This window comes from Streptomyces sp. NPDC048172 (assembly GCF_043202595.1).
GTDB lineage: Bacteria > Actinomycetota > Actinomycetes > Streptomycetales > Streptomycetaceae > Streptomyces.
Map to the genome: position 1 here is coordinate 82,003 of NZ_JBIDAT010000008.1, position 14,160 is coordinate 96,162.

Below are 14,160 nucleotides of genomic sequence, written 5' to 3' on the forward strand. Positions count from 1 at the left end.
ACTGCAGGGACGGCGGTCCTGTCCGGTGACGGTTGCGGGGGCGAGGAGGCGGTGTGCGGCGACTCTGGGGCGCGGTGATACTGACGGGACTGCTGGTGCTGACGCCGTCGCTTGCCGGGTGCGCGGACGGGAAACCCGGCCAGGGGAACGGGCGGGAGGCGAGCCCCAAGACGTCCCCCGCCGAACCGCGGGGGAACCCCGACCCCGTGGTGCTCGTGCACGGACTGGGCGGGAGTCCCGCCGACTGGGACGCGTTCCGGCGCTGGTTCGTCCGGGACGGGTACGAGGAGAAGCGCGTCGTCGCCGTCGATCTCACGGCCGGGCGGCCCAACGACGAGAACGCCCGCGTCATCGCCCGTGCCGTACGGAAGGCGCTCGCGGACACGGGCGCGGACAAGGCCGACCTCGTGGCGTTCTCGATGGGCAACCTCTCCGCGCGGCACTACCTGAAGAAGCTGGGCGGCACCGCGCACGTACGCGCGTTCGCGGGGATCGCGGGCCCGAACCAGGGCATGGACACCCCGCTCACCGCCGACTGCGGGCCCCGCACGGACACGGACGCCTGCCAGATGGGCGAGGACTCCGAGTTCCTCCAGAAGCTCAACGCGGGCGACGAGACCCCGGGCCCCGTCCGCTACGCCACCTGGCGCTCGGAGGCCGACGACATCGTCCCCGCCGACAGCACCCCGCTCCAGGGCGCCACCAACCACGCCGTTCCGCAGGCACTCGGCCACGTCGAGCTGATCGGCGACCGGCAGGTCTACCGCGCGGTGCGCGACTTCCTCGCGGGGCGCTGAGCCACGGGGACGGACCCGGCCCGGGCGCGTACGGGCGGGGATCGGACTCGGCCGCCCCGGCGTGGTGAGCGATACTCGGCAGCGGACCGTACGCACCAGGGGAGAAGAGGCCCGCCGGATGAGTCAGAGCAGTGCCCCCATCGCCGTGCTCGGTGAGTGCGTGGCCGACGCGTTCACGACGCGGGGCGGCGAGGCGCCGCTCGGGCTGGAGGTCTTCCCCGGCGGCGGGCCCGCCAACACGGCCGTGGCGCTGGGCCGCCTGGGCACGCCGACCCGCTTCGTCGGGCGGCTCTCCGCCGACCTCTTCGGCCGCCTCTTCCGCGAGCACCTCGCCGCCTCCGACGTCGACCTGAGCGGCTGCGTCGACGCGGCCGAGTCGAGCACGCTCGCCATCGCCGACCTGGACGACGAGGGCCGCGCCGACTTCTCGTTCCACGCCCAGGGCACGGCGGACTGGCAGTGGACGACGGACGAGCTGGTCAGCGCGGTGAAGGCGCCGCTCGCCTGTCTGCACACCGGCTCCCTCGCGCTCGTACGGCCGCCGGGCGGCGAGGCGATCGAGCGGCTCCTCACGCTCGTACGGCCGTGGGCCACGGTCTCGCTCGACCCCAACGTCCGCCCGCTGCTGGTCGATCCGGCCGTCTACCGCGCGGCCCTGCCCCGCTGGTGCGCGGCGGCCGACATCATGCGGCTCTCCGACGACGACCTGGAGCACCTCGTCCCGGGTGCCGAGCCCGAGCGGGCCGTGGACGTCTTCCACGCCGCGGGGACCCGGCTCGTCGTGATCACGCTGGGCGCGAAGGGCGTGCTGGCCTCGCTCGACGGCGAGCTCCGCCGCGTCGAGGCGCCGCACACGGACGTCGTGGACACGGTCGGCGCGGGCGACTCGTTCATGGCCGGTTTCCTGCACGCGCTGCACGCGGACGGCGCGCTCGGCGGCCGCCTCTCCGCGCTCGACGTTGAACAGGTGGGGGAGGCCCTGGAGTTCGGCGCGCGCGTCGCGTCCGCGGTCGTCGCCGTGCGCGGCGCGAACCCGCCGTGGGCGGCGGACCTGGCAGCGGACGCCGACGCCGACGCCGGTGCGAAACCCGGCGTCGACGTCGGCTGAGACCGTGTCCTGCCCTGTCCTGCCCTGCCCCGTCCTCTGGTCAGTCGAGGCCAGGGGCTCGGCGGGTCACGAACCGATGGTCTTCCAGAAGGCGCACTGGTGTTCCGCGCCGCGGTCGGTCCGGCCGATGGTGGTGGTGGCGAGTGACTGCACCCAACCGTCGCCCTGGAAGGGCTTCCAGCGGGGCTGTTCGCCGCCGTTGGGGTTTCCGGTGGCGGCGAACCGGGCCCAGTAGCTGATCATGGTGGTGGAGAGCTGCCGCTGGGCAGGCGTCTGCGGGCCGGGGAGTTGCTCATCCTCGAACAGGTACTCCAGTTCGGCTCCGTGGAACGCGCCGGTGGGGAAGTTGGGCTTGGGCAGGGCGCTGAACCACGGCGCCGTCCCGTCCGCGAACTCGTAGGAGTAGACCGGAGTGTGCGCGGCGAGCGCGCGGTCCCGGCCCTGGGCGGGGCATCCCCAGGCCCAGTCGGTCACGACCGTCGACAGCGCCTCGCCCGCGGAGTGGTACTTGGCGACCGGATACCGGGCCAGCACGCGCCGCAGGTCGGCCGGGTCGAACAGCGCGGCGAGCTGCTCGCGGTAGCTGTCCGGAGTGGTGACCTTTCCGGTGGCGGTCTCGATCGCCGCGGTGAACAGGTGGTGTTCGTCCCGCGTGGTGCCCTGCATGACCGGGACGCGGTTGAAGCGGCCGGTCGCGAAGGCGCGCTCCGGGCTGCGCGGCAGGAAGCCCCCGCCGACGGTGGGACCTGACCCGACGCCGACGTCGGACAACTTGGCCAGTTTCCCGGCGGGCTTGGCGCGCAGGCAGGCCGCCGCGGTCTCCGGCTTGGCGCAGCCGGCCTTGGCCGCCACGTCGAGACCGTTCTTCTGACGGTCGGCGCGGGGCAGCGGGAACCAGGTCGGAGGCCCCGGCGACCACTTCCTGCCGGTGCACTGCGCGCTCTGCACGATCGCCCGGTGGAACAGTCCCGCCGATGTCGGCGCGGCGAGTTGGGAGCAGACGCTGGTCCCGCCCGCGGACTCGCCGAAGATCGTGACGTTGCCGGGGTCACCGCCGAACGCCTTGGCGTTGCGCTGCACCCAGCGCAGTGCGGCCTGCTGGTCCTCAAGACCGAAGTTCCCGGACAGGTTCCGGGCCTTGCCGTGGTCGAGTGCCGGATGGGACAGGAACCCGAAGATCCCGAGCCGGTAGTTCGGGCTGACCACGATCACGTCGCCCTTGTCGGCCAGCCGCTGTGCGCCGTACAGGCTGGCGGCGCCGCTGATGAACCCGTTGCCGTGCAGCCACACCATCACCGGCAGTTTGCGTTTCCCGGTGGCGCGCGGCGTGGTGACGTTGAGGAACAGGCAGTCCTCCGTCGTGCTGGGCTCGTCGATCACGCCGGGGGCCTGGGCGCAGCGGTTGCCGGGCTTGGTGGCGTCCCGTACTCCCTGCCACGGCTTGGCCCGTCGCGGCGAGGCCCAGCGCAGGTCGCCCACCGGCGGCGCGGCGTACGGAATCCCCTGGAAGACCCTGGCCGTCGATTCGGCCCTGCCGCGGACGGCGCCGTCATCGGTCCGCACCACGGTGGAGGCGGCGGGGCCGTGGGCGCCGCGCTCCGGTGACGGCGCGTCGGCCGCCCCCGCGCCGACGGTCGAGCCCGTCGAGAGCAACGCCGCGGTCAGCAGCGTCACCACGCCGCCGACGGTGCCGAGCCGTAGGGTGCGCCGGCCCGGCGCGCGGTGTCGATGCAGCAGTTCCATGTCGTGCTCCCCCTGACAGCCATCATTTGTATATGCCGCACACTAATGTAAGTGTAAGCCATATACAAAATCAAAGCCTGTGGGTCACCAGTTGTCGTGCCGGAGGCGGTCCCTGATGTGGGAGGGGAAGCGTTCCACGTGGGGGTCGAGGAAGTCGATCAGGTCGATGAGGGCGTGCTGGAGGCGGAGCAGGCGGTCGTGGGGGACGGGGTGGGCGGCGAACTCCCGGAGGGAGTCGGTGAGTCCCGCGTACCAGGCGGCGAACGTCGGGTCGTCGTCGAGGCGGCGGGAGAACTCCGCGTAGCCGATGCAGGCGTCGCCCTCGCCCGGCGTGATGACGGACTCGCCGATCGCGCGCTGCTCGCCGCGGAAGAGGCGGAAGCTGGCGCCGCCGTAGTTGAACGTGGACGAGATGCCGTCGAGCAGTTCGACCAGGCGCCTGTTGTCCGCGCGGTCGCCGAGGTCGAGGAACTGGACGCGGCGGCGCAGGATCTCCACCCAGCCCAGGTACTCGGCGAAGACGAAGAGGGTGTTGCGGAGGGCGTACTCGCGTTCGCGGGGCGTGCCGCGCTCGTAGAAGAGGGTCAGGAACGCCTCGGGGCCGCGCGCGAAGTTGAAGACGCGGGCCTGGAGGTCGAACGCGGCCCACAGCAGCGGGTCCCGGTACCGGCTCATCACGTCCTCGCGGGCCTCGTCGCGGGTGCGGGCCTCGGCCTGTTCCTGGAGGCGCGCGGAGAGGAGCGCCTGCCCCCGGCTGGAGCGGGAACTGAGGACGGCGCTGGCGAGGGCGACGACGCCGGAGCTGATGGCGAGGAAGAGTTCAACGCTCATGCGCGCATTGTCGATCAGGAAAAGTGATCGCGTGCACGGTTCGTATGCCAGTACGGTGCGGGACGTGGCGAAACTGAACCAGATCATCGCGGTCGAGAAGGGCGTCAAGACCAAGGCGCAGCAGGACCTGGCGGAGGCGCAGCGCGGGCTGCAGAAGCCCGCACTGCTGGCCGGGATCTCGCGGACGTACCAGCCCAAGGACGAGGAGGGCGAGCAGCTGCCGCCCGAGTCGACGCGGGTGCAGGTGCAGGCCGAGGACGTGCTGCGGGACTCCGCCTCGGCCCTCACCCGGCTCTTCGACGTGACCGCCACCAAGGACTGGGCGAACTGCGCGGCCCGCGCGGACGTGACCGTGGACGGGCGGGTGCTGATCGCCGAGGCGCCGGTGACGTATCTGCTGTTCCTGGAGAAGCAGTTGGCGGAGCTGCACAACGTGATCCGCAAGCTGCCGGTGCTGGACGCCGCCGAGGCGTGGGCCCTCGACCCGTCCACCGACGCCTGGAAGACCGAGCCGGTGCGCACCGTGCGGACGAAGAAGGTGCCGCGCAACCACGTCAAGGCCGAGGCGACGGAGAAGCACCCGGCGCAGGTCGAGGTGTACTACGAGGACATCCCCGTCGGGTACTGGACGACGGTCAAGTTCTCCGGCGCGCTTCCCGCGCGCCGCGTCCGCGAGCTGCTGGACCGGCTCGAAAAGCTCCAGCAGGCCGTGAAGTTCGCCCGCGAGGAGGCCAACGGCGCGGAGATCACCGACCAGCGGGTGGGCGACGCCGTGTTCGGCTATCTTTTCGAGTAGCACCACACCTGAAACCCCTGAACCCCCTGGCCCGCGCTCAGTCGTGAGGCCAGGGTGCGCGAGGAGCGCAAGCTGAAGAAGGAAGTTTGTCGTGACGGCACGGCCCCGCCGCCGAAGGCGGGGGCGTGATCAATCTCAGACTCTCGCTCCAGACTCAGCATCCGCCTGTTCCCTCGTCTGGACGGTTCGGCCCGGGCCCTCGCCGTCGGATGCCGGTTCGACTCCGGCCAGCCGCTCTCCGTGTGGCTGTAGCTCAAAGGAAGAGCGCGACGGCCTCATGACTGACCCGGGCTGCCAGTCGCAGGCGTGAACCGGGGACGGCATCACTCACAGGGCCCGGGGGACTGGACATGTCTCCCGGGCCCGCTCGCGCCCCCCAGTAAGGACCAAGGGACCAAGGGACCAATGGCCCGGGCCTCCGGACCTTCCGGCTCTCCCGCCACCCTTGTGAACGTATTCACAATATGGGGGAGGTGAGAGAGATGGCCGTACAGGACGAGATCACCCGTGACGCCTGGCACGGGTTCAAGGGCGGGCCCTGGCGGGACGCCGTGGACGTGCGGGACTTCGTGCAGCGCAACCGCACGCCGTACGAGGGCGGCCCCGAGTTCCTCGCGGGCCCGACCGCGCGCACCACCGCCGTCTGGGAGCGGCTCCTCGCGAAGTTCCCGGAGGAGCGCGCCAAGGGGGTGTACGACGTGGACACGGCCACGCCCTCCCGGATCGACGCCTTCGCGCCCGGCTGGATCGACCGGGACCGCGAGCTGATCGTCGGCCTCCAGACCGACGCGCCGCTGAAGCGCGCGATCATGCCGAACGGCGGCTGGCGCATGGTCGAGACGGCGCTGCGCGCGTACGGCTACGAGCCGGACCCGGCGGTCAAGGAGATCTACACGCACCTGCGCAAGACCCACAACGACGCCGTCTTCGACGCGTACACCCCCGAGATCCGCGCCTGCCGCTCCTCCGGCATCATCACCGGGCTGCCCGACGCCTACGGCAGGGGCCGCATCATCGGCGACTACCGCCGCGTCGCGCTCTACGGCGTGGACCGGCTCGTCGAGGCCAAGCGGCAGGACCGGGCCCGGCTCGACGCGCAGTGGCCCGGCGAGCACGTCATCCGCGACCGCGAGGAGATCGCCGAGCAGATCAGGGCGCTCGGCGAGCTCAAGGACATGGCCGCGCGCTACGGCTACGACGTCGGGCGGCCCGCGGAGAACGGGCGCGAGGCCGTGCAGTGGCTCTACTTCGGCTACCTCGCCGCCGTGAAGGAGCAGAACGGCGCCGCCATGTCGATCGGCCGCATCGACGCCTTCCTCGACGTCTACCTCCAGCGTGACCTCGACCTCGGCGCCCTCACCGAGAGCGAGGCGCAGGAGCTGATCGACGACTTCGTGATCAAGCTGCGCATCGTCCGCTTCCTCCGCACCCCCGAGTACGACGAGCTGTACTCCGGCGACCCCACCTGGGTCACCTGGTCCCTCGCGGGCATCGGCGAGGACGGCCGCACCCTCGTCACCCGTACCGCCTTCCGCGCCCTGCAGACGCTCCGCAACCTCGGGCCCGCGCCCGAGCCGAACCTCACCGTCCTGTGGTCGGCGCGGCTGCCGCGCGGCTTCAAGGAGTTCGCGGCGGAGATCGCCGTCGAGTCCTCCGCGCTGCAGTTCGAGTCCGACGAGCTGATACGGCCCAAGTACGGCGACGACACCGCCATCGCCTGCTGCGTCTCCGCGATGGCCATGGGCAAGCAGATGCAGTTCTTCGGCGCCCGCGTGAACGTCGCCAAGGCCCTGCTCTACGCGATCAACGGCGGGCGCGACGAGATCACCGGCAAGCGCGTCGCGGAGGGCTTCGCGCCGATCGAGGACGAGTACCTCGACTACGACACCGTCGTGGCCCGCTACGACGCGATGCTCGACTGGCTCGCGCAGACGTACGTCCACGCGCTGAACGTCATCCACTACATGCACGACAGGTACGCCTACGAGCGCCTGGAGATGGCCCTGCACGACCAGGAGGTGCTGCGCACCATGGCGTGCGGCATCGCCGGCCTCTCGGTCGCCGCCGACTCGCTCTCCGCGATCAAGTACGGCCGCGTGCGCGTGATCCGGGACGGCACGGGACTCGCCGTCGACTACGTCACCGAGGGCGACTGGCCCGCGTACGGCAACAACGACGACCGCGCCGACGAGCTCGCCCGCCGCATCGTGCGGGACTTCATGGCGAAGGTCCGCAAGCACCCCACGTACCGGGGCGCCACGCACACCCAGTCCGTGCTGACCATCACCTCGAACGTCGTCTACGGCAGGAAGACCGGCAACACCCCCGACGGCCGCCGCGCCGGAACGCCCTTCGCGCCCGGCGCCAACCCGATGAACGGCCGCGACCGGCACGGCTACCTCGCCGCCGCGCTCTCCGTCGCCAAGCTGCCCTACGACGACGCCGAGGACGGCATCTCGCTCACCAACACCCTCACCCCCGGAGCCCTCGGCCGGACCCGCGAGGAGCGGACCGTCAACCTCACGGGCGTCCTCGACGGCTACACGGCCAGCGACGGCTTCCACATGAACGTCAACGTCCTGGACCGCGCGACCCTGGAGGACGCCATGGCGCACCCCGAGAAGTACCCGCAGCTCACCATCCGCGTCTCGGGGTACGCGGTGAACTTCGTCCGCCTCACGCCCGAGCAGCAGCGCGACGTCATCGCCCGTACGTTCCACGAGGCGCTGTGATGACCGCACCGGGGCCCGCCGTCACCCCCGCCGCGACCCTCGCGGGCGCCGTCACCGCGCGCACCGTGAACGGCTCCGTCCACTCCTGGGACCTGTCGACCGGGGTGGACGGGCCCGGCAGCCGCTTCGTGACGTTCCTGGCGGGCTGCCCGCTCTCCTGCCTGTACTGCCACAACCCCGACACCATGCGGATGCGCAACGGGAAGCGGATGTCGGCGGACGCGGTGGTCGAGGAGGCCGCGAAGTACGGAACGTTCCTGCGGGCCGCCGGGGGAGGGGCCACCGTCAGCGGCGGCGAACCTCTCCTCCAGCCCGTCTTCACCGGCGAACTCCTGCACCGCTTCAAGCACGAGCTGGGCTACCACACGGCCCTGGACACCTCCGGGTTCCTCGGCGCCCGCGCCTCCGACGCGCTGCTCGCCGACACCGACCTGGTCCTCCTCGACCTCAAGTCCTGGGACCGCGCCCTCTACCGCAGGCTCACGGGCCGCGCGCTGCAGCCCACCCTCGACTTCGCCCGCCGCCTCGCGGACCGGGGCGACGAGGTGTGGCTCCGCTTCGTCCTCGTCCCGGGACTGACGGACGGCGAGGAGAACGTCGCCGGAATCGCCCGCTTCGCCGCGTCGCTGGGCAACGTCAGCCGCGTGGACGTCCTCCCCTTCCACAAGCTGGGCGCCGCCAAGTGGCAGGCGCTGGGCCTGCGCTTCCCCCTGGCGGACACCCCCACGCCGACGCCGGACCAGCTCGCGCGGGCCCGGGAGGCGTTCAGCTCGCGGGGTCTGCGAGCGGTGTAGGCAGCGTCCGTTCGACGATCGCCCCGGTGTCGACGCCGACCGGCAGCGTGCCGAAGGCCAGGCCCGAGTCGCCGCCCAGCCGCGAGGCGCAGAACGCGTCGGCCACGGCGGGCGGCGCGTACCGCACCAGCAGCGAACCCTGCAGCACCAGCGCCATGTTCTCCGCGAGCCGCCGCGCCCGGCCCTCGATGCCGTCCAGGTCGCCGAGGTCCGTCAGCACGTCCTTCACGGCGTCGTCCAGGCGGTGGTCGGCGCCCCGCGTCTGGCCGATCTCGCTCAGGAACGCGTTCAGCGAGTCGGGGGAGCGCTGCAGGGCGCGCAGCATGTCGAGGGACTGGACGTTGCCCGAGCCCTCCCAGATCGAGTTGAGCGGCGACTCGCGCAGCAGCCGGGGCATGCCCGACTCCTCCACGTAGCCGTTGCCGCCCAGGCACTCCAGGGCCTCGGCGGCCAGCGGCGTCGCCCGCTTCGTCACCCAGTACTTGGCGGCCGGGACCGCCAGCCGCAGCAGCGCCTTGTCCTGCGCGTCGCCCGCCGCCGCGCCGTCGTACGCCGCCGCGAGCCGCATCGCGAGCGCCGTCGCCGCCTCCGACTCGATCGCGAGGTCCGCCAGCACGTTCCTCATCAGCGGCTGGTCGATCAGCGTCGCACCGAACGCCGCGCGGTGCGCGGTGTGGTGGGCGGCCTGCACGACGGCCTGCCGCATCAGCGCCGCCGAGCCCGTCACGCAGTCCAGCCGGGTCGCCGCGACCATCTCGATGATCGTCGCGACACCGCGCCCCTCCTCGCCCACGCGCCGCGCCCACGTCGTCCCGTCGAACTCGACCTCGCTCGACGCGTTCGAACGGTTGCCGAGCTTGTCCTTGAGACGCTGGATACGGAACGTGTTCCGCGTACCGTCCGGCAGCACGCGCGGCACGAGGAAGCAGGTGAGCCCGCCGGGCGCCTGGCCCAGGACGAGAAACACGTCCGACATCGGCGCCGAGCAGAACCACTTGTGGCCCCGCAGCGCGTACGCGCCCTCCCCCTCGCCGGAGAGGGGCACGGCCTCCGTCGTGTTCGCGCGGACGTCGCTGCCGCCCTGCTTCTCCGTCATGCCCATCCCCGCGATGGCGCCCGCCTTCGCGGACGCGGGGCGGTCCAGCCCGTAGTCGTACGTGTGGGACGCCAGCAGCGGCTCCCACTCGGCCGCCACCTCCGGCTCGCGGCGCAGCGCGGGCACCGCCGCGTGCGTCATCGACAACGGGCAGCCGTGGCCCGGCTCGACCTGCGACCAGACGTAGAACGCCGCCGTACGGCGCAACTGGCCGTCGGGCCGGGACCACGGATCGGTGAGCCCCGCCGCTACGCCGCGCTCCATCAGGCGGTGCCAGGCGGGGTGGAAGTCGACCTCGTCGATCCGGTTCCCGTACCGGTCGTGGGTACGCAGCACCGGCGGGCACTCGTTCGCCTGCCTGCCCCACTCCTGGGCCTCCGCCGAGCCTGCCGCGCGGCCCAGCGCGCTCAGCTCGTCCCGCGCCTCCTCGGCGCTCTCGTCCGCGACGTGCCGGGCTACGGCTTCGGCGAGTGCGTGGTCCTCCGCGAAGAGGTCGTAGTCGACGAGGGGTGGGGGCTGGTTGGTCACGGTGTGTGTCGAGGCTGACATGCCAGCCAGATTAAATCTCCGCTGCTGGTTTTAGGAGGCCCCCTTCAGAGATGCGACCCGTCACGACGCGTCGGGGCTTGCCCCTGTTCCCTCAGGGGCGCGGGGCTGTGCGGTCCAAGACTCTTGGGCTTGCCCGTTAAGGGGCGCGGGGAACTGCGCGACAAGCCACGACGCGGGCGCGGCCCGCGAAGCGCAGCCCGGGGCACCCCGAACCCGGCTCTTGTACGCGGGGCACCCGGCGTGGGGGGCTGCGCTTGCCAACCCTGCGCCTTGCGCAGACTTCCCAAGCTCAGAGGGGCGGAGGGAGCAGACCTCCCAAGCTTCGCGAGGGAGGAGTAGAGGAGTGCCCCTTCAGAGGCGCGGGGAACTGCGCGACGAGCTACGACGCACTCGCAGTCCGCGACGCACAGGGCGGGGCAGTCCGTACTCGGAACCGCGTGGTGTTGACCCTCGTATGGTGTGGTGTGCAACGATCAGGCGCTCGTGCCACGCAGGTACCACAACTCCGCGCTTTGGAGGGTCCGTTGGTCACCCCGCACTTCTCCCGTCGCCGTCTCCTCCAGGCAGGTGCCGGCGGTGTCACCGCCGGGTTCGTCGGGCCCCTGGCCCCGGGTTCCGTCGCCGCGGCGCGCAGCCGCCACGCCTCGCTCTCCTTCACGGCCGCCACCAACGGCGCCGCCACGCTCGCCCCCTCCGGCGGACCCCTGATCGCCGAGGTGCAGAACGTGCTCTGGGCGGTCCCCCGAGACGGCGGCGGTCCCGCCAAGGCCCTCACCGAGCCGGACCTCGAACCCACGAGGCCCACCCTCTCGCCGGACGGCGATCAGCTCGCCGTCTGCGCGTACAAGGGCGGCGGATTCCACATCTGGACCATGCGCCCCGACGGCAGCGGGCTGACCCAGCGCACCGACGGGCCCTGGGACGACCGGGGCCCGGCCTGGTCGCCCGACGGGACCCGGCTCGCGTTCGCCTCGGAGCGTGGCGGCGACCCGGTGAAGGGCAGCCCGTACCGGATCTGGGTGCTGGAGCTGAAGACCGGCGAGCTCACCCAGCTCACCGACCAGGGCGGCGCCTGGGAGGACTTCGACCCCACCTGGTCGCCGGACGGGAAGCGCGTCCTGTTCGTCCGGGGCACCGTCACCACCGGCGAGGAGGGGCCGGTGCTCGACGCCCGTACGGTCGCCTCCGTCGCCGCCGACGGGGAGGGGCCGGTGCGGACGGAGCACACCGACAAGAGCAAGGCGCAGGTGATGACGCCCGCCGTCGCCGCCGACGGACGGCTCGCGTATCTGCGTACGACGCCCGCGCCCGCCGGGTCCTGCACGCTCGTCGTGGACGGCGAGCCCGTCCCCGTCGAGGGCGACGTCGAACCCGTACCGCCACGCTGGACCGGCAAGGACGGGAAGGAGAGGCTGCTGCTCACCGTCGGTGGCCGGTTCACGCTCGTACGGCCCGCCGCACCCGGTGACGCCGACGAGATCCCCTTCGAGGCCACGCTGCCCGTCGACCGGCCCCGTTACCGCGTCAAGGAGTACGACTTCGACGGCGGCGCGGCGCGTCCCGTACGCGGCGTGCATCTGCCCGCGCTCTCGCCCGACGGGCGCCAGGTCGCCTTCGCCGCGCTCAACGCGCTGTGGGTCGCGGACCTCTCCGGAGGGCGGGGCGGGCGGCGTCCCCGCAAGGTCGTCCAGGCGGCGCCCACCCGTTATCTCCTCGCGCCCGTCTGGGCGCCCGACGGCAAGGCCCTCGTCTACGCCTCGGACCACGAGTCGCCGGGCGGACTGCTCGCCGTGCGCCGTCACGAGCTGGGCTCCGGCAAGGACACCGTCCTCGCCGACGGCGGGCGCGTCTTCCCCGCGCTCTCCCCGGACGGCAAGCGCCTCGCGTATCTGGACATGACGGGCAACCTGATCGTCCGTGAGCTGCCGGACGGCAAGGAGCGTGTCCTCGCCAAGCCGCTCGGCGGTGGCGGGATCCCCGGCAGACCCAGCTGGTCCGCCGACGGGCGGTACGTCGCGCTCTGCGACCGCAACCGGCTCAACCAGCGCTTCCGCGAGGGCTACAACCTCATCCGTGTCGTCGACGCGGACACCGGCGAGGCCCGGCTGCACGCCCTCGCCGACCACGTCTCGCTCTCCGACCGTTACGACTCCGGGCCCGTCTGGTCCCCCGACGGCCGCACCATGGCCCTCGTCTCCGACTCCGCGCTCTGGCTCCTGCCCGTACGCCCCGACGGCACCCCGGACGGCAAGCCCCGCCGGGTCACGTCCGAGCCCGCCGACCACCCTTCCTGGTCCGGCGACTCCGGTACGGTCCTCTACCTCTCGGCGGGCCGCCTGCGCCGCCTCGACGTCGCCGCCGGTACGGCCCGTACGGTCGGCGTCGCCCTCGACCACCGGCGTACGAAGGGCGGCAGCGGCGACACCGTCGTGCACGCCGGACGGCTCTGGGACGGCACGGGGGAGAAGGTCCGCGAGGACGTCGACGTCGTCGTCCGTGACGGGCGGATCGCCGCCGTCGGCCCGCACCGCGCGGGCCGCTCCGCCGCGCGCCGCGTGGACGCCTCCGGGCTGACGGTGATCCCCGGCCTCTGGGACGCGCACACCCACCCCTGGCAGACGACCTACGGCGGGCGCCAGACCGCGACGCAGCTCGCGTACGGCATCACCACCGCCGTCTCCCTCGGCGGCTTCGCCTACGAGCAGGCCCGGCTCCGCGAGGCCGTCGCGCACGGCACCCTCGCCGGGCCCCGGCTGCTGGCCACCGGCGAACTCCTCGACGGCGCCCGCGTCGCGTACAGCATGGGCCGCGCCCACCGCACCCGCGCCGGACTGCGCCGCTCCCTGCGCCGGGCCGCCGCGCTCGACTGGGACTTCGTCAAGACGTACGTCCGCGCGCCGGGCTGGGTCATGAAGGAGGCCGCCGCCTTCGCCCACGACGAGCTGGGCGTCCGCTCCGGCAGCCATCTGTGCACCCCCGGCATTCAGCTCGGGCAGGACCTGACGACGCACCTCCAGGCGACGCAGCGGCTGGAGTTCGGGCGCGCGACGACCGCGAGCGGCCATGCGTACCAGGACGTGATCGAGATCTACACGGCGACCGGCGACTTCCACCTCGTCGCGACCCCGTTCACGGCCGCGCCCCTCGTCGGCGCCGACCCGGAGCTCGCCGACGACCCGCGCGTCACGCGGATCATGCCGCCCTGGGACACCCTGGCCGTCCGCGAACTCGCCGCGCAGGCCCCGACGAAGGAGCAGCTCGCCACGCTGGCCGTCGAGACGGACGTCTACAAGCGGGTGCTCGCGGGCGGCGGGCTCGTCGCGCTCGGCACGGACGCGCCGCTCGTCCCCGTCGGCCTCCACCTCCACATGGCGCTGCGCGCGCTGCACCGCTCCGGGCTCTCTCCCGCACAGACCTTGCGCACCGCCACGGTCCTCGCCGCCCGCGCCTTCGGCGCCGAACGTGACCTCGGCACGGTCGAGGAGGGCAAGCTCGCCGACCTCACCCTGGTCGACGGCGACCCCTTCACGGACTTCGACTCCCTCGTCCGGACGACGTCCGTGCTGCGCGGAGGCGTCGTCCACGAGCAGAAGGACCTGGTGGACGCCTTCCCCGAGCCGAAGAGCCTCCGCACGGACGGGAACGGCGACGACCACTGGCACAAGGTCGGCCGCCAGCTCCGCAAGGACAGCTGCTGCGACCCGGGCTGAGGCC

9 protein-coding genes are annotated in these 14,160 nt (G+C 72.5%); 6 read left to right on the top strand and 3 right to left on the bottom strand.

Annotated features, from left to right (window positions below; all coding sequences use genetic code 11):
• Window positions 1-53 precede the first annotated feature (53 nt).
• The gene (locus ACGF3A_RS32255; RefSeq protein ID WP_393733956.1) at window positions 54-797 is read left to right on the top strand and encodes an esterase/lipase family protein; all 744 of its coding nucleotides are present in this window, start codon (window positions 54-56) and stop codon (window positions 795-797) included.
• Window positions 798-915: 118 nt separating this feature from the next.
• A complete protein-coding gene (locus tag ACGF3A_RS32260; RefSeq protein WP_393733957.1) occupies window positions 916-1,905 on the top strand; it encodes a carbohydrate kinase in 990 nt (329 codons plus the stop codon).
• A gap of 66 nt (window positions 1,906-1,971) precedes the next feature.
• On the opposite strand, the gene ACGF3A_RS32265 is transcribed toward ACGF3A_RS32260, so the two are convergent.
• Window positions 1,972-3,648: a carboxylesterase/lipase family protein gene (locus ACGF3A_RS32265; protein ID WP_393733958.1), complete on the bottom strand. Its 1,677-nt coding sequence runs from the start codon at window positions 3,646-3,648 to the stop codon at window positions 1,972-1,974.
• Between the two features lie 84 nt (window positions 3,649-3,732).
• Window positions 3,733-4,479, bottom strand: coding sequence for a hypothetical protein (locus ACGF3A_RS32270; protein ID WP_393733959.1), 747 nt, complete (start codon window positions 4,477-4,479; stop codon window positions 3,733-3,735).
• A gap of 64 nt (window positions 4,480-4,543) precedes the next feature.
• Here ACGF3A_RS32270 and ACGF3A_RS32275 point away from each other — a divergent pair, with 64 nt between their 5' ends.
• The 3 genes from ACGF3A_RS32275 (at window position 4,544) to pflA (ending at window position 8,801) form a co-directional block, all read left to right on the top strand.
• The gene (locus ACGF3A_RS32275) at window positions 4,544-5,275 is read left to right on the top strand and encodes a hypothetical protein (RefSeq protein ID WP_393733960.1); all 732 of its coding nucleotides are present in this window, start codon (window positions 4,544-4,546) and stop codon (window positions 5,273-5,275) included.
• A 482-nt stretch (window positions 5,276-5,757) separates the two neighbouring features.
• Window positions 5,758-8,007, top strand: coding sequence for a formate C-acetyltransferase (gene pflB, locus ACGF3A_RS32280; RefSeq protein WP_393733961.1), 2,250 nt, complete (start codon window positions 5,758-5,760; stop codon window positions 8,005-8,007).
• Window positions 8,007-8,801, top strand: coding sequence for a pyruvate formate-lyase-activating protein (gene pflA, locus ACGF3A_RS32285; protein ID WP_393733962.1), 795 nt, complete (start codon window positions 8,007-8,009; stop codon window positions 8,799-8,801). Before pflB ends, pflA begins: the two co-directional genes overlap by 1 nt.
• Here the strand turns inward: pflA and ACGF3A_RS32290 are convergent.
• Window positions 8,773-10,446, bottom strand: coding sequence for an acyl-CoA dehydrogenase family protein (locus ACGF3A_RS32290; protein WP_393733963.1), 1,674 nt, complete (start codon window positions 10,444-10,446; stop codon window positions 8,773-8,775). The genes pflA and ACGF3A_RS32290 overlap by 29 nt on opposite strands.
• Before the next feature lie 524 nt (window positions 10,447-10,970).
• On the opposite strand from ACGF3A_RS32290, the gene ACGF3A_RS32295 reads away from it, so the two are divergent.
• Complete coding sequence (locus ACGF3A_RS32295) at window positions 10,971-14,156, top strand: amidohydrolase family protein (RefSeq protein WP_393733964.1); 3,186 nt, start codon at window positions 10,971-10,973, stop codon at window positions 14,154-14,156.
• Window positions 14,157-14,160 lie beyond the last annotated feature (4 nt).

Excerpts from the sequence above, each read along its gene's own strand:
- ACGF3A_RS32260 (WP_393733957.1), top strand. The coding sequence starts at position 916 with ATGAGTCAGAGCAGTGCCCCCATCGCCGTGCTCGGTGAGTGCGTGGCC.
- ACGF3A_RS32265 (WP_393733958.1), bottom strand. The coding sequence starts at position 3,648 with ATGGAACTGCTGCATCGACACCGCGCGCCGGGCCGGCGCACCCTACGG.
- ACGF3A_RS32270 (WP_393733959.1), bottom strand. The coding sequence starts at position 4,479 with ATGAGCGTTGAACTCTTCCTCGCCATCAGCTCCGGCGTCGTCGCCCTC.
- pflB (WP_393733961.1), top strand. The coding sequence starts at position 5,758 with ATGGCCGTACAGGACGAGATCACCCGTGACGCCTGGCACGGGTTCAAG.
- pflA (WP_393733962.1), top strand. The coding sequence starts at position 8,007 with ATGACCGCACCGGGGCCCGCCGTCACCCCCGCCGCGACCCTCGCGGGC.
- ACGF3A_RS32290 (WP_393733963.1), bottom strand. The coding sequence starts at position 10,446 with ATGTCAGCCTCGACACACACCGTGACCAACCAGCCCCCACCCCTCGTC.